The organism is Pseudomonas sp. KB_15 (genome assembly GCF_052114525.1).
In the GTDB taxonomy this organism is placed as follows: domain Bacteria; phylum Pseudomonadota; class Gammaproteobacteria; order Pseudomonadales; family Pseudomonadaceae; genus Aquipseudomonas.
The window spans coordinates 43754-61181 of the sequence record NZ_JBFREX010000035.1 but is presented as its reverse complement, the minus strand read 5'-3'; the positions used below and the strand labels follow the sequence as shown (position 1 = coordinate 61181).

The window sequence follows — 17428 nt, the reverse complement described above, 5'->3', positions numbered from 1 at the left end:
TTGCATTTTCTCCAATATCTGCAACGGAATGCACATGAACGACTATTCGCACGGCCACTACGCACCGCCACATCCACCTGTCACGCCCTTGCGTGATGAACTGAAAACGGCGGTAGCGACAGCGCTGCCGCAATCCCCCGAGCAATTCGGTGCAGCACTGATAACGGAAAAATGGGGACAGGCCATCGATCCGCAAACGGCTCTGCTGGTAACGCTGGACTACGACACTGACGCAAGCGCCGCGCATGACGCGATCCACCAGGGAAAGGTGAACAATTCACGCACCCTGGTGCAGGCATTGCTGTCGAATTATCAGACGGTGGGTGACGGTCGTTTCGGTGAAACGGCGTTCGGCTTGTACACGCCTGCGGACATCGGTCCCGAGATACGCATCGTTGATGAGCCACCTGCCAGAGTCGTGGATTATTACCGGGACTATGAGGGGATTTACCGGTGCACAACACCGCAGACCTACGGTCCCTCCACGCAAATCGCCCTCCGGCCGGCCGATTTCAAACAATGGGTATGGGAACTGGATCTGCAAACCCGCTATCAGGCTTACCTTGACCACGCCTGGCCTTCCGATAAGCGCATCGTCCAGACAGAGCCTTACGACCTGAGAACCTCGGCCAAGGCCGCCTTTATCATGAGCGCCTGCCTGCAGCATCAGGAGGGCAGTTTGAGTCAGGAGGGCCTGGCCCTGGCAATGCAGGCCGCCGGGTTGCCGGCGGAGCAGACCTGGAATGCGCTGACCATCGGCCAGGTGCAGGCACCAACCCGGGTCAGCGCGCCGATCGAGGTCGGCCGGCTGACGATCTATCGCTACACCTCGAACGATATCTGGTGTTATCGCCACCGTCACAGTGGCAGGGTCTTGCTGAATATCCCGGGCAATTCCTCACCCTTGCATGAGTTCACCGACTTCCAGCACCTGCGCCAATGGATCGTGGCTCAAGGCGCGGTGGACGCTACACGGCAAGCGCTGGTTGCGCACTTTGCCGAAGACGATCGTGAAGACGGCACCTTCCATGCGGGCGTGTTGACGGCGTTGGAGGGCATGGCGGTTTACCCGAAGGAGTACTGGCTGAAAAAGAACGCCGGGCTCTTCAACAACGACGGTTTCTGGGACCCGCAGGATTACATCGACCTTGCGCGTCCGCCGACCGACACTGACCCGTTCGCGCAACTGGTGCTGACCATGAAGCAAGCCTCCATGGCCAGTGTCAAAACCATCCGCGACGATGCCCAAGTCAATCGCGACAACCTGAGCGCGGCGGTGGAACCGCTTGTACAGTGGATCAATCGGTTGGGTCCTTTGGCGTTGTTCATTCCAGGAGGCGAGGGTGTGCTGGTGCTGGCCGGCCTGATCGACACCGGTTACGGCCTCGATCAGGCCATCAACGGCAAAACACCCGAGCAGCGCTCCGAAGGCGTGACGCGCACCGTGTTCGGCTTGCTCAATGCGCTTCCGCTGGCCGGGGCGGTGGCGGCACTCAAGGGGGAAGAAAAAATCGCCGGAACGCTGCGCGAGCCCCGGGAACCCGGGAGCGAGCCGCCTCCCGAAACGCCTCGCGAAACGCCGGCCGAGCCCACACCTGGATCGGCTCCGGCGCCCGTGTCGACACGTGTGGAGCTAATGCGTGGCGTTTGCGCGCCACTTGCTTCCTTCAGTGATGAGGTGCTGGCGCAAATCGCTCAGGTCAGTACGGTCGACGACGATATGCTGCGCCTGATGCAGGCCGGGCGCCCACCGACGCCGTTGCTCGCCGATACCATTACGCGCTTCAAGCTCGATCAGGAACTCGACGCTGTCGCCGATCTGCAAGCGCGGGCCGGATTGTTCAATGCCCGCTATCAGGCGCTGCAGCGCTCGGACCAGGATTGGATTCGCCTGTTTCAGGGCGAATACCCCGGGTTGCCGAAAAGTGCCGTGGAGCAAATCCTCGACCGTTCGGGAGTCGACATCGATCAGCCCTTCGATGCTGACGAGGCGCTGCAACTGTTCAAGCGCCTGGACAGCAAGGCGCGGGAGTATCAACAACACGTACGACTCAACCGGGCTTATGAAGGCCTGTACTTGCGCTCGGTTGTCCATCCCGAAACCGATGTCCTGGCGTTTCATTCCCTGCAACGCCTGCCCGATTGGCCGAAAGGCTTGCGTATCGAAGTGCTCGACGGATCAATCAGTGGCCGGGTCCTGGACCGCTGCGGTCCGCTCGATTCAGCGGATTGTCGGCGTTTGATCAAGGAGGGTGATCGTTATCGGTACTCTGCAGTGGCCGCTACCGACGGCGAGGGTTCGGATCTGTTTACCGCGCTGGTCGACCTGTTGTCCGTGGAGGAGCGCACGGCGATGTCGCTGCGTTCGCCAGATGCGGCCAGCCAGTTGCGGTTGCGTATTGGCACGCATTCGTTGCCCCGTTCCGAGCTGATGCTCGGTTTGAATCGAATGGATTCGGGCTTGCCCTTCGAGGCCCCGGGATTGCGCGGCGGCGGCTTTCCGAATACGCCACAGGCCGCTGTGCTGACCCACGAAATCAAGCGTTTGCAGGTCAAGAGTCTGTACCCGGACTTCACCGATGCCCAGGCGGACGAGTTGCTCCTGATGGCGGGTGCTGGTGCACAAGCACTGGTGGATCGCCTGACTCTCGAGATGCAGCAGCTGCATGCCGACCTGCGCCAGTGGGTCGACCAGGCTGTGCTGGATGCCGATGACATGGATGTGGATTTTCTGGCGGTAGGCGATGAAGATGCCGCGGGCATGAGTCCTCAGCAGGTGGCGGCGCACAATGTCGAACTGCTGCAAAGCGTGATCGATTACGAGCGTGAAGCACGATTGGAACTGGGCGACGAACTGATGAGCATTTGGCAAAAATGCCCGCCCCGGATCAATAGAGTGCTGTCCGATGAAGGGTTTTCCGGCTACAGGCTGGATCTGGGATTCGAGGACTTCCATCGGTTGCCGACGATGAACGTGCGCTTCAATGATGTCGTCGAGATATCGATGAAGGCCCTGCACTTGGTCGAGCGCGAGAGCCTGGACACCTTTCTGGAAAGCTTTCCGAATCTGCGCTCCCTGAACCTGGAGCGTGTCGACCTGCGTCGGCTCAACGCAAACGACGTGCTGGAGGGGGTATTGCCTGCGCCGGTCCGTCAGATGACCCGACTCAAAACGCTCAGCCTGGCTTCCACCTTTCTGCAGCTTCAGGAGAACACGGCTTCACAGTTTTGTGATCTGGTGAGCCTGCAAACACTGGATCTGAGCGACAACCCTTTGGCTGTCCCGCCCGTTGTACTGGGGTTGAATGACTTGCGCGTGTTGAACCTGAGAAACACCGGAATTCGCCATTGCCCGATTGGCATCGCCGATCAGCCGTACCTCACCTCGCTTGACTTGCGCGGCAACCGGATCGGCCGGGTTCCCTACGCGATACTGAATCAGGCGGTCTCCCGGGACCGGGTGAAACTGTGGGGTAACCCGCTGACGGATGAAGACACGTTGTTGCGCCTGGTCGATCATCGTGAGCGCACCGGTATCAATCTGTGGCTGAGTGAGCCGGGTGTCGATTATGGCAGTGCGACGCCCTGGCTGGAGGAGGGCGACGAAAGCGTGCGCGAGGCGCGGCAACAGATCTGGCAACGATTGGCGGGCAAGCCATCGGGCAGTACGTTGCTGAGGGTAATGGATGGTTTGAGCCTGACGGCGGATTTCCAGGTCGGTTATCTGTCGCTACAGGCGCGAGTGTGGCGCTTGCTGCACGAAGCGGATGCTTCAGAGGAGTTGTGGGGCTGGTTGCGTCAGTGTGTCGAAACGCGGATGGCCGATGCGGACAATCCGTTCAGGTTGTTCGTGGTGCTGGAAGATCGAGTCCGGCTGTACCGCGACTGGGTCGCCACGGGGCGGCCGATTCCGCTGGCGGATCATCCGGTGTTTTAGCGGGAAGGGTAAAACGCCTGGAACCCCGGGCCGGGGTTCCAGGCGTGACGGTCAGCGGCGACGGAACAGCGGCAGCGGTTCGTCGGTAGCGGCCTGATAGGTCACCGAGAAGTCCTTGAGGCCTTCAAGGGCTTCGTACGGGTCTTTGTCGGGGCGTACAGCAAAGGCATCGAAACCGCAGCGATGCATGTAGAACAGCTGGTCGCGCAGCACATCGCCAATGGCCCGCAATTCGCCTTTGAAACCGTAACGGTCGCGCAGCAGGCGGGCGTTGGAGTAGTTGCGGCCATCGGTGAATGCCGGGAAGTTCAGGGCGATGACCTGGAACTGCGCCACGTCTTCACCGATTTCCTCGGCTTCTTCATCGGCGTCCAGCCAGATGCCCAGGCCGCCGTCGCGGGCCAGGAGCATACGGCTGTGTTCGCGCCACAGCTGCAGCGGCACGATGAGGTCGTCGCAGTTGCTGATCCCGTCGATGTTGAAATCCTTGGGCAGCAGGTGCCAGGTCTCGTCGACGACCTCGTTGTTCTTAATGATTCGCTGCATAGACACGCTCCTTGAAGAGGTCGATGCCAATACGCTGATAGGTGTCGATGAAGCGTTCGTCTTCGGTACGTTGTTCGATGTACACGTCGATCAGCTTTTCGATCACGTCAGGCATGGCTTCCTGGGCAAAGGACGGGCCGAGGATCTTGCCCAGGCTGGCGTCACGGCTGGCGCTGCCGCCGAGGGAAACCTGATAGAACTCTTCGCCCTTCTTGTCCACCCYGAGGATGCCGATGTGGCCGACGTGGTGGTGACCACAGGCGTTCATGCAACCGGAGATGTTCAGGTCCAGTTCACCGATGTCGAACAGGTAATCCAGGTCGTCGAAACGGCGCTGGATCGATTCGGCGATCGGGATCGACTTGGCGTTGGCCAGGGAACAGAAGTCACCACCCGGGCAGCAGATGATGTCGGTCAGCAGGCCGATGTTCGGCGTGGCGAAGCCTTGCTCACGCAACTCGCCCCACATGGCGAACAGCTTGTCCTGCTCGACGTCGGCCAGGATGATGTTCTGCTCATGGGAGGTGCGCAGTTGACCGAAGCTGTAGCGGTCGGCCAGGTCGGCCACGGCGTCGAGCTGCTTGTCGGTGATGTCGCCGGGTGCAACGCCGGTCGGCTTCAGGGACAGGGTCACGGCCACATAGCCCGGCTTCTTGTGGGCCAGGGTGTTGCGCACGCGCCAGCGGGCGAAGCCCGGGTGCTGCTGGTCGAGTTCGGCCAGTGCGGCGGCCTGGTTTTCCAGCGCCTTGTAGTCCGGGTCGACGAAATGCTTGGCGACGCGCTGCACTTCGGCTTCGGTCAACGTGGTCTGGCCACCGCGCAGGTGCTCCATCTCCGCATCGACTTTTTGCGCGAAGACTTCAGGTGTCAGCGCCTTCACCAGGATCTTGATCCGTGCCTTGTACTTGTTGTCGCGACGGCCATAGCGGTTGTAGACCCGCAGGATGGCGTCGAGGTAGCTCAGCAAGTCTTGCCACGGCAGGAATTCATTGATGAATGCCCCCACCACCGGTGTACGGCCCAGGCCACCACCCACCAAGACACGGAAGCCCAGTTCGCCAGCGGCGTTGTGCACCGGCTCAAGGCCGATGTCGTGGACTTCGATGGCGGCGCGGTCGGAGGTCGAGCCGTTGACGGCGATCTTGAACTTGCGCGGCAGGTAGGCGAATTCCGGGTGGAATGTAGTCCACTGACGGACGATCTCGCACCATGGGCGCGGGTCGATCAGCTCATCGAAGGCGACACCGGCGAACTGGTCGGTGGTGACGTTGCGCAGGCAGTTGCCGCTGGTCTGGATCGCGTGCATCTGCACGGTGGCCAGTTCAGCCAGGATGTCCGGAATGTCTTCCACGGCCGGCCAGTTGAACTGCACGTTCTGCCGGGTACTGATGTGGGCGTAGCCCTTGTCGTAGTCGCGGGCAATTTTGGCCATCATTCGTATCTGACGCGAAGTCAGTTGGCCGTAAGGCACGGCGACTCGCAACATCGGTGCAAAACGCTGGATATAAAGACCATTTTGCAGGCGCAGGGGGCGGAATTCTTCTTCGCTCAGCTCGCCTGCCAGATAGCGTCGGGTCTGATCACGGAACTGCTTGACGCGGTCCTCGATGATCCGCTGATCGTATTCGTCGTATACGTACATAAAAGTCCTGTTCTCAGGCTTGGGCCGGTCGGAAACAGCGGCGTTTTTTTGGCTTGCTGGCGTCCGATAAAACCTCGGCAATTCTGCGCGCACGGCCGCGCACTCCCTACGGAGCCGGGGCAAGATACCAGTTTGCGGTTATGCGCAAAAGTGATGTTTGAGTATATGTAAAGAACCAAATCGCCTAATGAGAGTTGTTGTTGCAAAGCCCTTGTTTGTGGTGCGGGCAATCGTCGTCTTTACTCTGCTCGAGTCTTTATGCAATCACCGATAAAACCGACAAGAGGCGATGCAATGAGCAACCCAACCAAAGCACGGAAAAGCGATAGCACCGTTGATGCCTGGGCAATTTTGTTCCTGATCATGCTGGTCGTGGGGACGGCGATTTTCTGGGTCAGCCATCAGTAAACGACCCCGTCCGGGCCCGGTTCCGACGATTGTCTGACAAAAACCGGAAAAATCGCCGTTTTACGGACGTTCGCTGGCTATAATGCGCGGCGAATTTCCGGGGGCTCGGACGACCAATGTTGAAGTTTCTGTGTGGCGTATTACTGACGCTGGGCATGGTCGTGGGACCTTGTGCCCAGGCGGCGTCAGTGCTGTTCCTGAACCCGGGAACCCCCACGGAAGCTTTTTGGATGAGTTACTCGCAATTCATGCAGGCCGCGGCGACCGACCTGGGGATGGACTTGCGCATCCAGTATTCCGACCGCGTCTCGGAAAACACTATCCGGCAGGCTCGCGAAGCCCTTCAGGGCTCCCATCGTCCCGACTATCTGGTCTTCGTCAACGAGCAATACATCGCGCCCGAAATCCTGCGGCTGGCCAAAGGCAGCGGTGTGAAGCTGTTCATGGTCAACAACGCCTTGACTGCGGATCAGATGAAACTGATCGGCGCCCGACCTGACAAGTATCCCGATTTGCTCGGTAGCCTGGTGCCCAATGACGAGGAGGGCGGCTACCTGATGCTCAAGGAGCTGATTCGACAGCGCGGCCCGGTGGCCCCTGGCCAGACGATCGAACTGCTGGCGTTTTCCGGTTTGAAGATCACCCCGTCCGCGCAGTTTCGCGAGAAGGGCCTGCGGCGTGCGTTGGCCGAGCACCCCGAAGTACGTTTGCGCCAGTTGGTGTACGGCGGCTGGAACCGGCAACGCGCCTACGAGCAGGCCAGGTTGTTGTTCAAGCGCTACCCGCAGACGTCGCTGGTCTGGGCCGCGAATGACGAGATGGCGTTCGGTGTGATGCAGGCTTATGCCGAAGCCGGCGGTGTGCCAGGCCAAGGCGTATTGTTCGGCGCGATCAACAATTCACCCGCGGCGTTGCAGGCACTGCTGGACCGTCGCCTGAGCGTCTTGCTGGGCGGGCACTTCACACTGGGGGGCTGGGCGCTGGTGCAATTGCATGACTACGATGAAGGCGTGGACATCAGCCAGTACGGCGGCCGTGACCGACAGATTCCGTTGTTGCAACTGATCGATCGGACACAGGCCAGGCGACTGCTGGCGATGGGCGCCGCGCAGGATTTCGGCGTGGACTTTCACAAATTCTCGGCCAAGGGGCGTCCCGCATCCTGGCGCTACCCGTTCACCCTGCAAACCCTGATGCACTGAGTCGCATCAAACCCCGGCCAGAAACAGCACCAGTTTGACGATGCCGAACAGTGTCAATGCAAACACCACCGTGAACAGAATCCCCAGAATCACGAAATGACTCGGCTTGCCATGAGTGAAATCACGGGCCCGGTTCTTCCCGCTCTGCACCCCGAACGCCGCCGCCATGACGCTGTGCAGCATTTGCCAGAACGTCGGCGGCTTGTTGTCGGCCGGATCGTCCATAAATCCCTCGCCAGGAATGTGTGTGAGGCAAGCATAGACAATTCACAGCATGCACAAAACAAATGTGGGAGCGGGCTTGCTCGCGATGAGGTCATAACAATCGATATCCATGCGACTGTCAGACCGCCATCGCGAGCAAGCTCGCTCCCACAGGGGTATGTGTTGACCACAATATCGTGGCCAATGGAGCCTCTTAGTTGTCGTAACCCAGGTTCGGCGCCAGCCAGCGCTCGGTCACGCTCAACTCCTGGCYTTTGCGCGAGGTGTAGCTCTGTACYTGGTCSTTGTCGACCTTGCTCACGGCAAAGACAATTCACTCAGGGCTGGCGCATTTCCTGTGGGAGCGAGCTTGCTCGCGAAGGCGGCCGTTCAGTGAAAATGTCTGTTWCTGACACGCCGCCTTCGCGAGCAAGCCCGCTCCCACACTGAATCAAGTACGCCTGCAATCAGTTGTCGTAACCCAGGTTCGGCGCCAGCCAGCGCTCGGTCACGCTCAACTCCTGGCTTTTGCGCGAGGTGTAGCTCTGTACCTGGTCCTTGTCGATCTTGYCCACGGCGAAGTATTGCGCCTGCGGGTGAGCGAAGTACCAGCCGCTGACTGCTGCTGCCGGGAACATCGCGTAGTGCTCGGTGAGGAACACGCCGCTGCGGCCTGCGCGCATTTCCTGGGCTTCGGGATCGAGCAGGGCGAACAGTTGGGCTTTCTCGGTGTGATCCGGGCAGGCCGGGTAACCCGGTGCCGGACGGATACCGCTGTACTGCTCCTTGATCAATGCCTCGTTATCCAGCGCTTCATCCTTGGCATAACCCCAGTAGTCTTTACGCACCTGCTGGTGCAGCCACTCGGCGCAGGCCTCGGCCAAGCGGTCGGCCAGGGCCTTGACCATGATCGAGTTGTAGTCGTCGCCAGCATCCTGGTAGGCCTTGGCCACCTCTTCGGCACCAATCCCCGCGGTGGTGATGAAACCACCCACGTAGTCGGTCACTTCACTGTCTTTCGGCGCGACGAAGTCGGCCAGGGAGAAGTTCGGCTTGCCATCGGTCTTGATGATCTGCTGGCGCAAGTGATGCAGCTTGGCCATTGGCTTGCCGTCATCGCCATAGAGTTCGATGTCATCGTCATGCACCTGGTTGGCCGGCCAGAAACCGAACACCGCGCGGGCGCTGATCAGCTTTTCGTCGATCAATTTGCGCAGCATTTCCCTGGCATCGTTGTACAGCGAGGTGGCGGCTTCACCGACCACTTCGTCCTGGAGGATGCGCGGGAACTTGCCGGCCAGGTCCCAGGATATGAAGAACGGGGTCCAGTCGATGTACTCGGCCAGAACGTCGAGGTCGATGTTGTCCAGTACCCGCGTCCCGGTGAAAGTCGGTTTGACCGGCGTGTAGGTCGCCCAGTCGAATTGCGGTTTCTTGGCGATGGCTGCGCCATAGCTCAGGCGTTCGGTGCGGGCGCTGCGGTTGGACGTGCGCTCGCGAACCTCGATGTAGTCCTGGCGGGTTTTCTCGACGAAACCGGCCTTGAGTTCCTTGGACAGCAACTGCGTCGCCACGCCCACGGCGCGGGAGGCATCGGTGACGTAGATCACCGCATCGTTGCTGTACTTCGGCTCGATCTTCACTGCCGTGTGGGCCTTGGAGGTGGTCGCGCCACCGATCATCAGCGGCAGGTGGAAGTCCTGGCGCTGCATTTCGCGGGCGACGTGGACCATCTCATCCAGCGACGGGGTGATCAGGCCGGACAGGCCGATGATGTCGCACTTCTGTTCCTTGGCCACCTGCAGGATTTTCTCCGCCGGTACCATCACGCCGAGGTCGACGATGTCGTAGCCGTTGCAACCGAGCACGACGCCAACGATGTTCTTGCCGATGTCGTGCACGTCGCCCTTGACCGTGGCCATCAGGATCTTGCCCTTGGCTTGCGGCTTGTCGCCTTTTTCCAGTTCGATGAACGGGATCAGGTGGGCCACGGCCTGTTTCATCACTCGGGCGGATTTCACCACTTGCGGCAGGAACATTTTGCCGGCGCCGAACAGGTCGCCGACGATGTTCATGCCGGCCATCAACGGGCCTTCGATCACCTCGATCGGGCGGTTGAAGGACAGGCGCGATTCTTCGGTGTCTTCAACGATGTGCGTAGTGATGCCCTTGACCAGCGCGTGTTCCAGACGCTTGTTGACGTCCCAGTTGCGCCACTCTTCGGTCTCGGCTTCCTTGACGCTGCCGTCGCCCTTGTACTTGTCGGCGATGGCGAGGAGGGCGTCGGTGCCTTCCGGTGTGCGGTTGAGGATCACGTCTTCCACGGCGTCGCGCAGTTCCACCGGGATCTGGTCGTAAATCTCCAGTTGGCCGGCGTTGACGATACCCATGGTCAGCCCGGAGCGGATCGCGTACAGCAGGAACACCGAGTGGATCGCCTCACGCACCGGGTTGTTGCCGCGGAACGAGAACGACACGTTGGACACGCCACCGGAGGTCAGTGCATAGGGCAGTTCGTCACGGATGTAGGCACACGCATTGATGAAATCGACGGCGTAGTTGTTGTGCTCTTCGATACCGGTGGCGACAGCGAAGATGTTCGGGTCGAAGATGATGTCTTCCGGCGGGAAGTCCACTTCGTTGACCAGAATGTCGTAGGAGCGTTTGCAGATTTCTTTCTTGCGCGCTTCGGTGTCGGCCTGGCCGGCTTCGTCGAAGGCCATCACCACCACCGCGGCGCCATAGCGCTTGCACAGCTTGGCATGATGAATGAACTGCTCGACGCCTTCTTTCATGCTGATCGAGTTGACGATGCCCTTGCCCTGGATGCATTTCAGGCCGGCTTCGATCACTTCCCACTTGGAGGAGTCGATCATGATCGGTACGCGGGAGATGTCCGGTTCGCCGGCAATCAGATTGAGGAAGGTCACCATGGCCTTCTTCGAATCGAGCATCCCTTCGTCCATGTTGATGTCGATCACCTGGGCGCCGGCCTCGACCTGCTGCAGGGCAACTTCCAGGGCTTCGGTGTAGTTGTCCTCGCGGATCAGCCGGGCGAACTTGGCGGAACCGGTGATGTTGGTCCGCTCGCCGACGTTGACGAACAGCGAACTGCGATCAATGGTGAAGGGTTCCAGGCCCGAGAGGCGGCAAGCCTTGGGAATATCCGGAATCTCGCGCGGCGCATAACCGGCCACTGCCTTGGCGATGGCTTCGATGTGGCCCGGCGTGGTGCCGCAGCAGCCGCCGACGATGTTGAGGAAGCCGCTTTGAGCGAATTCTTCGATGACCTTGGCGGTTTCCGATGGCAGCTCGTCGTACTCGCCGAACTCGTTTGGCAGGCCGGCGTTCGGGTGCGCGGAAACGTGGGTGTTGGCCTTGTTCGACAGCTCTTCGAGGTACGGGCGCAATTCGCGGGCGCCCAGTGCGCAGTTCAGGCCGACCGAGATCGGCTTGGCGTGGGCCACGGAGTTCCAGAACGCTTCGGTGGTCTGACCCGACAGGGTGCGGCCCGAGGCGTCAGTGATGGTGCCGGAAATCATGATCGGCAGTTCGACGCCCAGTTCTTCGAACACGCCTTGGACGGCGAAGATCGCGGCCTTGGCGTTCAGGGTGTCGAAAATGGTTTCGATCAGGATCAGGTCGGCGCCGCCTTCGATCAGGCCTTTGGTGGATTCGGTGTAGTTTTCCACCAGTTCATCGAAGGTCACATTGCGATAGCCGGGGTTGTTCACGTCCGGGGACAACGAGCAGGTGCGACTTGTAGGACCAAGCACGCCGGCAACGAAGCGTGGCTTGTCCGGGGTTTCCAGGGTCTTGGCGTCGGCAACCTTGCGCGCCAGGCGTGCGCCTTCTACGTTTAACTCATACGCCAGGCCTTGCATGCCATAGTCAGCCAGGGAGATCTGGGTGGCGTTGAAGGTGTTGGTTTCCAGAATATCGGCGCCGGCGTCGAGGTAGGCTTTCTCGATGCCGCCAATCACGTCCGGGCGAGTCAGTACCAGCAAGTCGTTGTTGCCTTTGACATCGCTCGGCCAGTCAGCGAAGCGTTTGCCACGGTAATCCTGCTCTTCGAGCTTGTAGCTCTGGATCATCGTGCCCATACCGCCATCGAGAATCAGGATGCGCTCTTTGAGGGCGTGCTTGAGAGCTTGAAGGCGAACGCTGCGATCGGACATTTGGACTACTCGGTAAGACCATGACGAAGGGCCGGGATGATAGCAAACCTGTGCGCTTTTAGAGCATGACTCGATTTTGCATGAATATCGTTCATGTTGGTAAGGATGACAGACCGGTAGAATCGCGGCGTTTTTTCAGGATTCAGGACCAGGGACATGTCGTATCGCTTCGTCATCGGCACATTGCTGCTGTTTTCAAGCTGGGGCGCAGTGGCGCAAAGTCCGGCGATTTCCTCTGCCATTTCACCTTCTATTTCCTACAGCCGCGACATTCAACCGATCTTCACTGAAAAGTGCGTGGCCTGCCACGCCTGCAACGACGCCGCCTGTCAGCTCAACCTGGGCAGCGGCGAGGGCGCGGCACGGGGCGCAACCAAAGTACCGGTCTACGACGGTGACCGCCGTCAGGCGGTTGCGCCGACCCGACTGTTCCAGGACGCCTCCGGCAAACAGGCCTGGCAGCAAAAGGGCTTCTATTCAGTGCTCGATGCCCAGGGCAGCCAGGCCGCATTGATGGCGCGGATGCTTGAACTTGGCCACAAAACCCCGTTGCAGCCCAACGCCAGGCTGCCGGAGGACATCGTCCTGGGCTTGAACCGGGAAAACATGTGCTCCACGCCCGCGGAGTTTGACGGTTACGCCGCTTCGCACCCGAAGGAAGGCATGCCGCTGGCGGTGACCGGCCTGACCGAGCAGCAGTACCAGACGCTGCAACGCTGGCTGGCGGCAGGTGCGCCTATCGACCAGCAGGGCCTGGCCCCCAGCGCAACAGAAACCCAACAAGTGGTCCAGTGGGAAAACCTGCTCAATTCGCCGGGCGCCCGGGAAAGCCTGGTGGGGCGCTGGTTGTACGAGCACTGGTTCCTCGCCCACCTCTACTTCAAGGATGGGGAGCCCGGGCATTTCTTCCAGTGGGTGCGTTCGCGCACGCCGACCGGCCAGCCGATCGACCTGATCAACACCCGTCGCCCCAACGATGATCCAGGCACGCAGTTTTACTATCGCTTGTGGCCGGTGCAGGGCGTGATCGTGCACAAGACCCACATCACCTATCCGCTGAGCACGGCGAAGCTGGCGCGGGTCAAATCGCTGTTCTACAGCGGTAACTGGCAGGTCAACGCGTTGCCGGGCTATGGGCCGCAGAGCCGGGCCAACCCGTTTGCCACCTTCGAAGCGATTCCGGCACAGGCGCGCTATCAGTTCATGCTCGATAACGCCGAGTACTTTGTGCGTACGTTTATCCGTGGGCCAGTGTGTCGTGGTCAGATCGCCACGGACGTGATCCGCGATAATTTCTGGGCGCTGTTCCAGGCGCCCGAGCACGACCTCTATGTCACCGATCCGAACTATCGCGGGCAGGCCACGCCGTTGCTGGCAATGCCGGGGCAGAACGATGACGTCGGCAGCGTCCTGAGCCTGTGGCACGACTACCGCGACAAGCGTAATGAATACGAAGCCTTGCGCCGGGACAGCTACGCTGATCAGCCTGCGCCGAGCTGGTCGACCCTGTGGGCGGGCAATGACAATGCGTTGCTGAGTATCTTCCGCCATTTCGACAGTGCTTCGGTGACCAAAGGCCTGATCGGTGACGTGCCGCAAACAATGTGGCTGTTCGACTATCCGCTGCTGGAGCGTACCTACTATCAACTGGCAGTGAACTTCGACGTGTTTGGCAACGTGTCTCACCAGGCCCAGACGCGGCTGTATTTCGACTTGATCCGCAACGGTGCCGAGCAGAACTTCCTGCGCCTGATGCCCGCCGATTCCCGGGATGGCTACCTCGACGACTGGTATCAGAACAGTGGCAAATTCAAGATGTGGCTGGACTACGAGTCCATCGACAACGACACGCCGACTGCACTGAAGCTGAACCCGCAGGATCCCAAGCGCGATTTCGCCCAGCAATTGCTGGCCCGTTATGGTGACCTCAATGCCAGGCCCGATCCGATCAATCGCTGCGACGGCGCCTACTGCTCGCGGCCGAACATTGATCCGGACCTGCAAAGTGCCGAGCAGGCACTGAGCCGCCTGACTTCGCGTCCGGCTGCCGGGTTGAAAGTGATTGATCAACTGCCGGAAGCGACCCTGCTGCGAATCGAAACCAGCAGTGGCAAGCGTGAGGTCTACAGCCTGCTGCGCAATCGTGCCCACAGCAACGTCGCATTCCTGCTCGGCGAATCGCTGCGCTATCAGCCGGGGCTCGACACCCTGACGATTTTCCCGGGTGTGCTCAGCAGCTATCCGAACTTCATGTTCAATATCCCGGCCGGGCAAGTGCCGGCGTTTGTGGATGCAATGGAGAACGCCAAGGATGCCGACAGTTTCGAAAAAATCGTCGAACATTGGGGGATACGCCGCAGTCATCCGCAATTCTGGCCTTATTTCCATGACCTGAGCCGCTACATCCACGAAACCGAACCGGTGGAAGAGGGCGTACTGGACATGAACCGCTACGAGAACCTCTGACCCACCGCAGACTGACACTCCGCTTTCGCGAGCAAGCCCGCTCCCACAATTCTTTCCCGACAAAAATACTAGGACTTTGTCCGGCGCGTTGATTGGCGTAAACTGCGCCCAAGCCTGCGAGGAGTTTCCATGACCGCTATTACCATCACTGACGCCGCCCACGATTATCTGGCTGATCTGCTCTCCAAGCAGAACACCCCGGGCATCGGCATCCGCGTCTTCATCACCCAGCCTGGCACCCAGTACGCCGAAACCTGCATTGCCTACTGCAAGCCGGGCGAAGAAAAACCCGAAGACACCGCGCTGGGGCTCAAAAGCTTCACTGCGTACATCGACCATTTCAGCGAAGCCTTCCTGGACGATGCAGTTGTCGACTATGCCACCGACCGCATGGGCGGCCAGCTGACCATCAAGGCGCCAAACGCCAAGGTACCGATGGTCAACGCCGACAGCCCGGTCAACGAGCGCATCAATTATTACCTGCAAACCGAGATCAACCCGGGGCTGGCCAGTCACGGCGGTCAGGTCAGCCTGATCGACGTGGTCGAAGACGGCATCGCCGTCCTGCAGTTCGGCGGTGGTTGCCAGGGCTGCGGACAGGCCGACGTGACGCTGAAGGAAGGCATTGAGCGCACCTTGCTCGAGCGTATTCCAGAGCTCAAGGGCGTTCGTGACGTGACCGACCACACGCAGAAAGAAAACGCCTACTACTAAGGTGTTCGCTGCGAAATGAAAAAACGGCGCCCCGTGAGCGCCGTTTTTTTATGGGCTGAATTCGCTGACGTCTTCGCGAGCAAGCCCGCTCCCACAGTAAATTTTCAGCGACCAACGATTTTTTGTCCGGCAAGATCCAGTGTGGGAGCGGGCTTGCTCGCGAAGAGGGCCTTATGGACGATAGAGATGCGCATGCCCCGCGCGATACAGCGACGACTCGCTGAAGTGATCACTGCCCAGCACCCGACCCACCAGAATCAACGCCGTACGGCGAAAGCCCTTGGCTTCAACCTTCCCGGCAATATCCTCGAGCGTTCCTACCACCCAATCCTGATCCGGCCAGCTCGCGCGATGCACCACCGCAATCGGGCAATCGACGCCGTAATGCGGCACAAGCTCCTCAACGATCTTCGCCAGGTGATTGACCCCCAAGTGAATCGCCATGGTGGCGCCGTGCTGCGCCAGACTGGAGAACTCCTCTCCGGGTGGCATGGCGGTTTTGTCGGCGTAGCGGGTCAGGATCACACTCTGTGAGATGTCCGGCAGGGTCAGTTCGGCGCCCAAAAGAGCCGCGCAGGCCGCCGTTGCGGTGACACCGGGCACGATCTCGAACGGAATGTCCAGCTCACGCAGATAGCGAATCTGCTCGCCAATGGCGCCGTACAGGCTCGGATCGCCGGAGTGCACCCGGGCCACATCCTGACCTTTGGCGTGGGCGCTCTTGATCAGGTCGATGATCTGTTCCAGGTGCAGTTCGGCGCTGTTGACCACCTGCCCGGCACAATGACCTTCCAGTACGGCGGCAGGCACCAGAGAGCCGGCATAAATGATCACCGGGCAGCTGCGAATCAGCCGCTGGCCCTTGACGGTAATCAGTTCGGGGTCGCCGGGACCTGCGCCAATGAAGTAGACGGTCATCGTCGGTTCCTGTGGGAAAAAAGGGGCTGAACAGGGCTTCAGATGAAGAATGTTCATGATCAATGGCGGGGATTATCGGGGTTTTTATGCCGCGCCGGCCAATGCCAGGGTTGCCTGGGCATATTTTTGTCGTGGAATCAGCAGTTTTGCCGGGCCCTGGGCCAGTTGTTCAGCCAAGGCCAGTGCGGCGCTTTCCGCCACGCCATAGCAACCGGTGCGTTCAAACGCTATTTGCGATTGATGACTGAGTTGCGGCTCATAGACGGCCAGTTGTTCGCTGCTGAAATACTTCAATTCAAGGCCAAGCTGYTGAGCCAGTTCGATCAGCGCAGGTTCGTCGCGCTTCAAATCGATGCTGGCCAGCGCCTTGATTTCATGACGAGCAATCTGGTGCGCCTCCAACGCCTGATCGAGCAGCGCCAGCAACGTGCTGACGGGGCAGCCCCGCTGGCAGCCCAGGCCGACCACCAGGGTCGGCGCTGTGCTGGCATCCGTCATGCGTGGTATTGGCCATCGCTTTTGCGGCGGAACAACCAGGCGCTGATCAGGCCCAAGGCCAGCCAGAACGCCACGTTGGTCAGCTGCGAAGCGATTTTGAACTGGGCTTCCAGTGCCTCCGGAGCGAGCATCGAGTGCACTTCCGGTTGCGGTGCGCCAATCACATGGGGAACGGAGATGATCGCCGCACCGAGGACTTTCATCAGCCAGTGACGGCTGAACACGATCAGAGAGATACCTGCAGCGGTGGAGGCGGCGGTGCCGATCCACCAAAGTTGCCGTTGTGCCAGATCGGCTGCGGCAGTGCCGGGCAACTCAGGTGGCAGGCCGAGCGTCGGCGCGAGCACGAAGGTCGCATAACCGGCCAGGCCCCAGAGCAGGCCTTGAGAGGTTTTGGTCGGTGCGCGCAAGGTGTACAGGCCGGCCAGCATCAGGGCGAAACCGACGGCCACCACCAGATTGCCGCCAGTGGTCGACAGCACGCGCTGCCAGCCGTCTTCCGGTTCCCAGGCTTGCGCATCGTGGGTGTGGGCGGCCATGGCGCCATCGGCGTGTTGGTGAACTTCAACAGCGGCCGGTTCGGCTTTTTCGTAGGTCTCGGCCTGCAAAATCAGCGGAGCGACCCAGAAGCTTTGCAGCAGCGTCAGCAGCAGGGCGGCCAGCAGCCCGGTGAAACCTGCGGTTTGCGCAATACGCTTGATCATGTCGGCAGCTC

Annotated in this window: 11 protein-coding genes and 1 pseudogene; 4 read left to right on the top strand and 8 right to left on the bottom strand. The window is 60.3% G+C overall.

The genetic code is table 11. From position 1 onward, the window contains the following. The first annotated feature begins 34 nt into the window (after positions 1-34). Complete coding sequence (locus tag AB4Z35_RS22395) at positions 35-3937, top strand: dermonecrotic toxin domain-containing protein (RefSeq protein ID WP_442099469.1); 3903 nt, start codon at positions 35-37, stop codon at positions 3935-3937. A 51-nt stretch (positions 3938-3988) separates the two neighbouring features. Here the strand turns inward: AB4Z35_RS22395 and AB4Z35_RS22390 are convergent, their stop codons facing one another. Further along, a complete protein-coding gene (locus tag AB4Z35_RS22390; protein WP_007987432.1) occupies positions 3989-4483 on the bottom strand; it encodes a DUF934 domain-containing protein in 495 nt (164 codons plus the stop codon). Beyond that, positions 4467-6125: a nitrite/sulfite reductase gene (locus AB4Z35_RS22385; RefSeq protein WP_442099467.1), complete on the bottom strand. Its 1659-nt coding sequence runs from the start codon at positions 6123-6125 to the stop codon at positions 4467-4469. The genes AB4Z35_RS22390 and AB4Z35_RS22385 overlap by 17 nt, the downstream gene beginning before the upstream one ends. Before the next feature lie 524 nt (positions 6126-6649). Here AB4Z35_RS22385 and AB4Z35_RS22380 point away from each other — a divergent pair. Then, positions 6650-7735 (top strand): ABC transporter substrate-binding protein, encoded by a 1086-nt coding sequence (locus tag AB4Z35_RS22380; protein WP_442099466.1) that lies wholly within the window; start codon positions 6650-6652, stop codon positions 7733-7735. A 6-nt stretch (positions 7736-7741) separates the two neighbouring features. Here the strand turns inward: AB4Z35_RS22380 and AB4Z35_RS22375 are convergent, their stop codons facing one another. The 3 genes and pseudogenes from AB4Z35_RS22375 to metH form a co-directional block, all read right to left on the bottom strand. Continuing rightward, complete coding sequence (locus tag AB4Z35_RS22375) at positions 7742-7960, bottom strand: DUF2970 domain-containing protein (protein WP_116260637.1); 219 nt, start codon at positions 7958-7960, stop codon at positions 7742-7744. 193 nt (positions 7961-8153) lie between these two features. After that, positions 8154-8267 (bottom strand): annotated as a pseudogene (locus AB4Z35_RS22370) (hypothetical protein); the annotation flags it as partial. Between the two features lie 139 nt (positions 8268-8406). Then, positions 8407-12117 (bottom strand): methionine synthase, encoded by a 3711-nt coding sequence (metH, locus tag AB4Z35_RS22365; RefSeq protein ID WP_442099465.1) that lies wholly within the window; start codon positions 12115-12117, stop codon positions 8407-8409. A gap of 156 nt (positions 12118-12273) precedes the next feature. Here metH and AB4Z35_RS22360 point away from each other — a divergent pair, with 156 nt between their 5' ends. Both AB4Z35_RS22360 and nfuA read left to right on the top strand, forming a co-directional pair. Beyond that, positions 12274-14583, top strand: a complete 2310-nt coding sequence (locus tag AB4Z35_RS22360) for a fatty acid cis/trans isomerase (RefSeq protein WP_442099464.1) — start codon at positions 12274-12276, stop codon at positions 14581-14583. A 129-nt stretch (positions 14584-14712) separates the two neighbouring features. Beyond that, positions 14713-15297, top strand: a complete 585-nt coding sequence (nfuA, locus tag AB4Z35_RS22355) for a Fe-S biogenesis protein NfuA (RefSeq protein WP_007912592.1) — start codon at positions 14713-14715, stop codon at positions 15295-15297. Positions 15298-15468: 171 nt separating this feature from the next. On the opposite strand, the gene cobM is transcribed toward nfuA, so the two are convergent. The 3 genes from cobM to AB4Z35_RS22340 all read right to left on the bottom strand — a co-directional run bounded on the left by cobM (position 15469) and on the right by AB4Z35_RS22340 (position 17417). Further along, the gene (gene cobM, locus AB4Z35_RS22350) at positions 15469-16215 is read right to left on the bottom strand and encodes a precorrin-4 C(11)-methyltransferase (RefSeq protein WP_442099463.1); all 747 of its coding nucleotides are present in this window, start codon (positions 16213-16215) and stop codon (positions 15469-15471) included. 84 nt (positions 16216-16299) lie between these two features. Continuing rightward, entirely contained in the window at positions 16300-16713 is a 414-nt protein-coding gene (locus tag AB4Z35_RS22345) for a cobalamin biosynthesis protein (protein WP_007998825.1), read from the bottom strand. Continuing rightward, positions 16710-17417, bottom strand: coding sequence for a CbtA family protein (locus AB4Z35_RS22340; protein WP_442099462.1), 708 nt, complete (start codon positions 17415-17417; stop codon positions 16710-16712). Before AB4Z35_RS22340 ends, AB4Z35_RS22345 begins: the two co-directional genes overlap by 4 nt. Between the last annotated feature and the right edge of the window lie 11 nt (positions 17418-17428).

Excerpts from the sequence above, each read along its gene's own strand:
- AB4Z35_RS22395 (WP_442099469.1), top strand. The coding sequence starts at position 35 with ATGAACGACTATTCGCACGGCCACTACGCACCGCCACATCCACCTGTC.
- AB4Z35_RS22390 (WP_007987432.1), bottom strand. The coding sequence starts at position 4,483 with ATGCAGCGAATCATTAAGAACAACGAGGTCGTCGACGAGACCTGGCAC.
- AB4Z35_RS22380 (WP_442099466.1), top strand. The coding sequence starts at position 6,650 with ATGTTGAAGTTTCTGTGTGGCGTATTACTGACGCTGGGCATGGTCGTG.
- AB4Z35_RS22375 (WP_116260637.1), bottom strand. The coding sequence starts at position 7,960 with ATGGACGATCCGGCCGACAACAAGCCGCCGACGTTCTGGCAAATGCTG.
- AB4Z35_RS22360 (WP_442099464.1), top strand. The coding sequence starts at position 12,274 with ATGTCGTATCGCTTCGTCATCGGCACATTGCTGCTGTTTTCAAGCTGG.
- nfuA (WP_007912592.1), top strand. The coding sequence starts at position 14,713 with ATGACCGCTATTACCATCACTGACGCCGCCCACGATTATCTGGCTGAT.
- cobM (WP_442099463.1), bottom strand. The coding sequence starts at position 16,215 with ATGACCGTCTACTTCATTGGCGCAGGTCCCGGCGACCCCGAACTGATT.
- AB4Z35_RS22340 (WP_442099462.1), bottom strand. The coding sequence starts at position 17,417 with ATGATCAAGCGTATTGCGCAAACCGCAGGTTTCACCGGGCTGCTGGCC.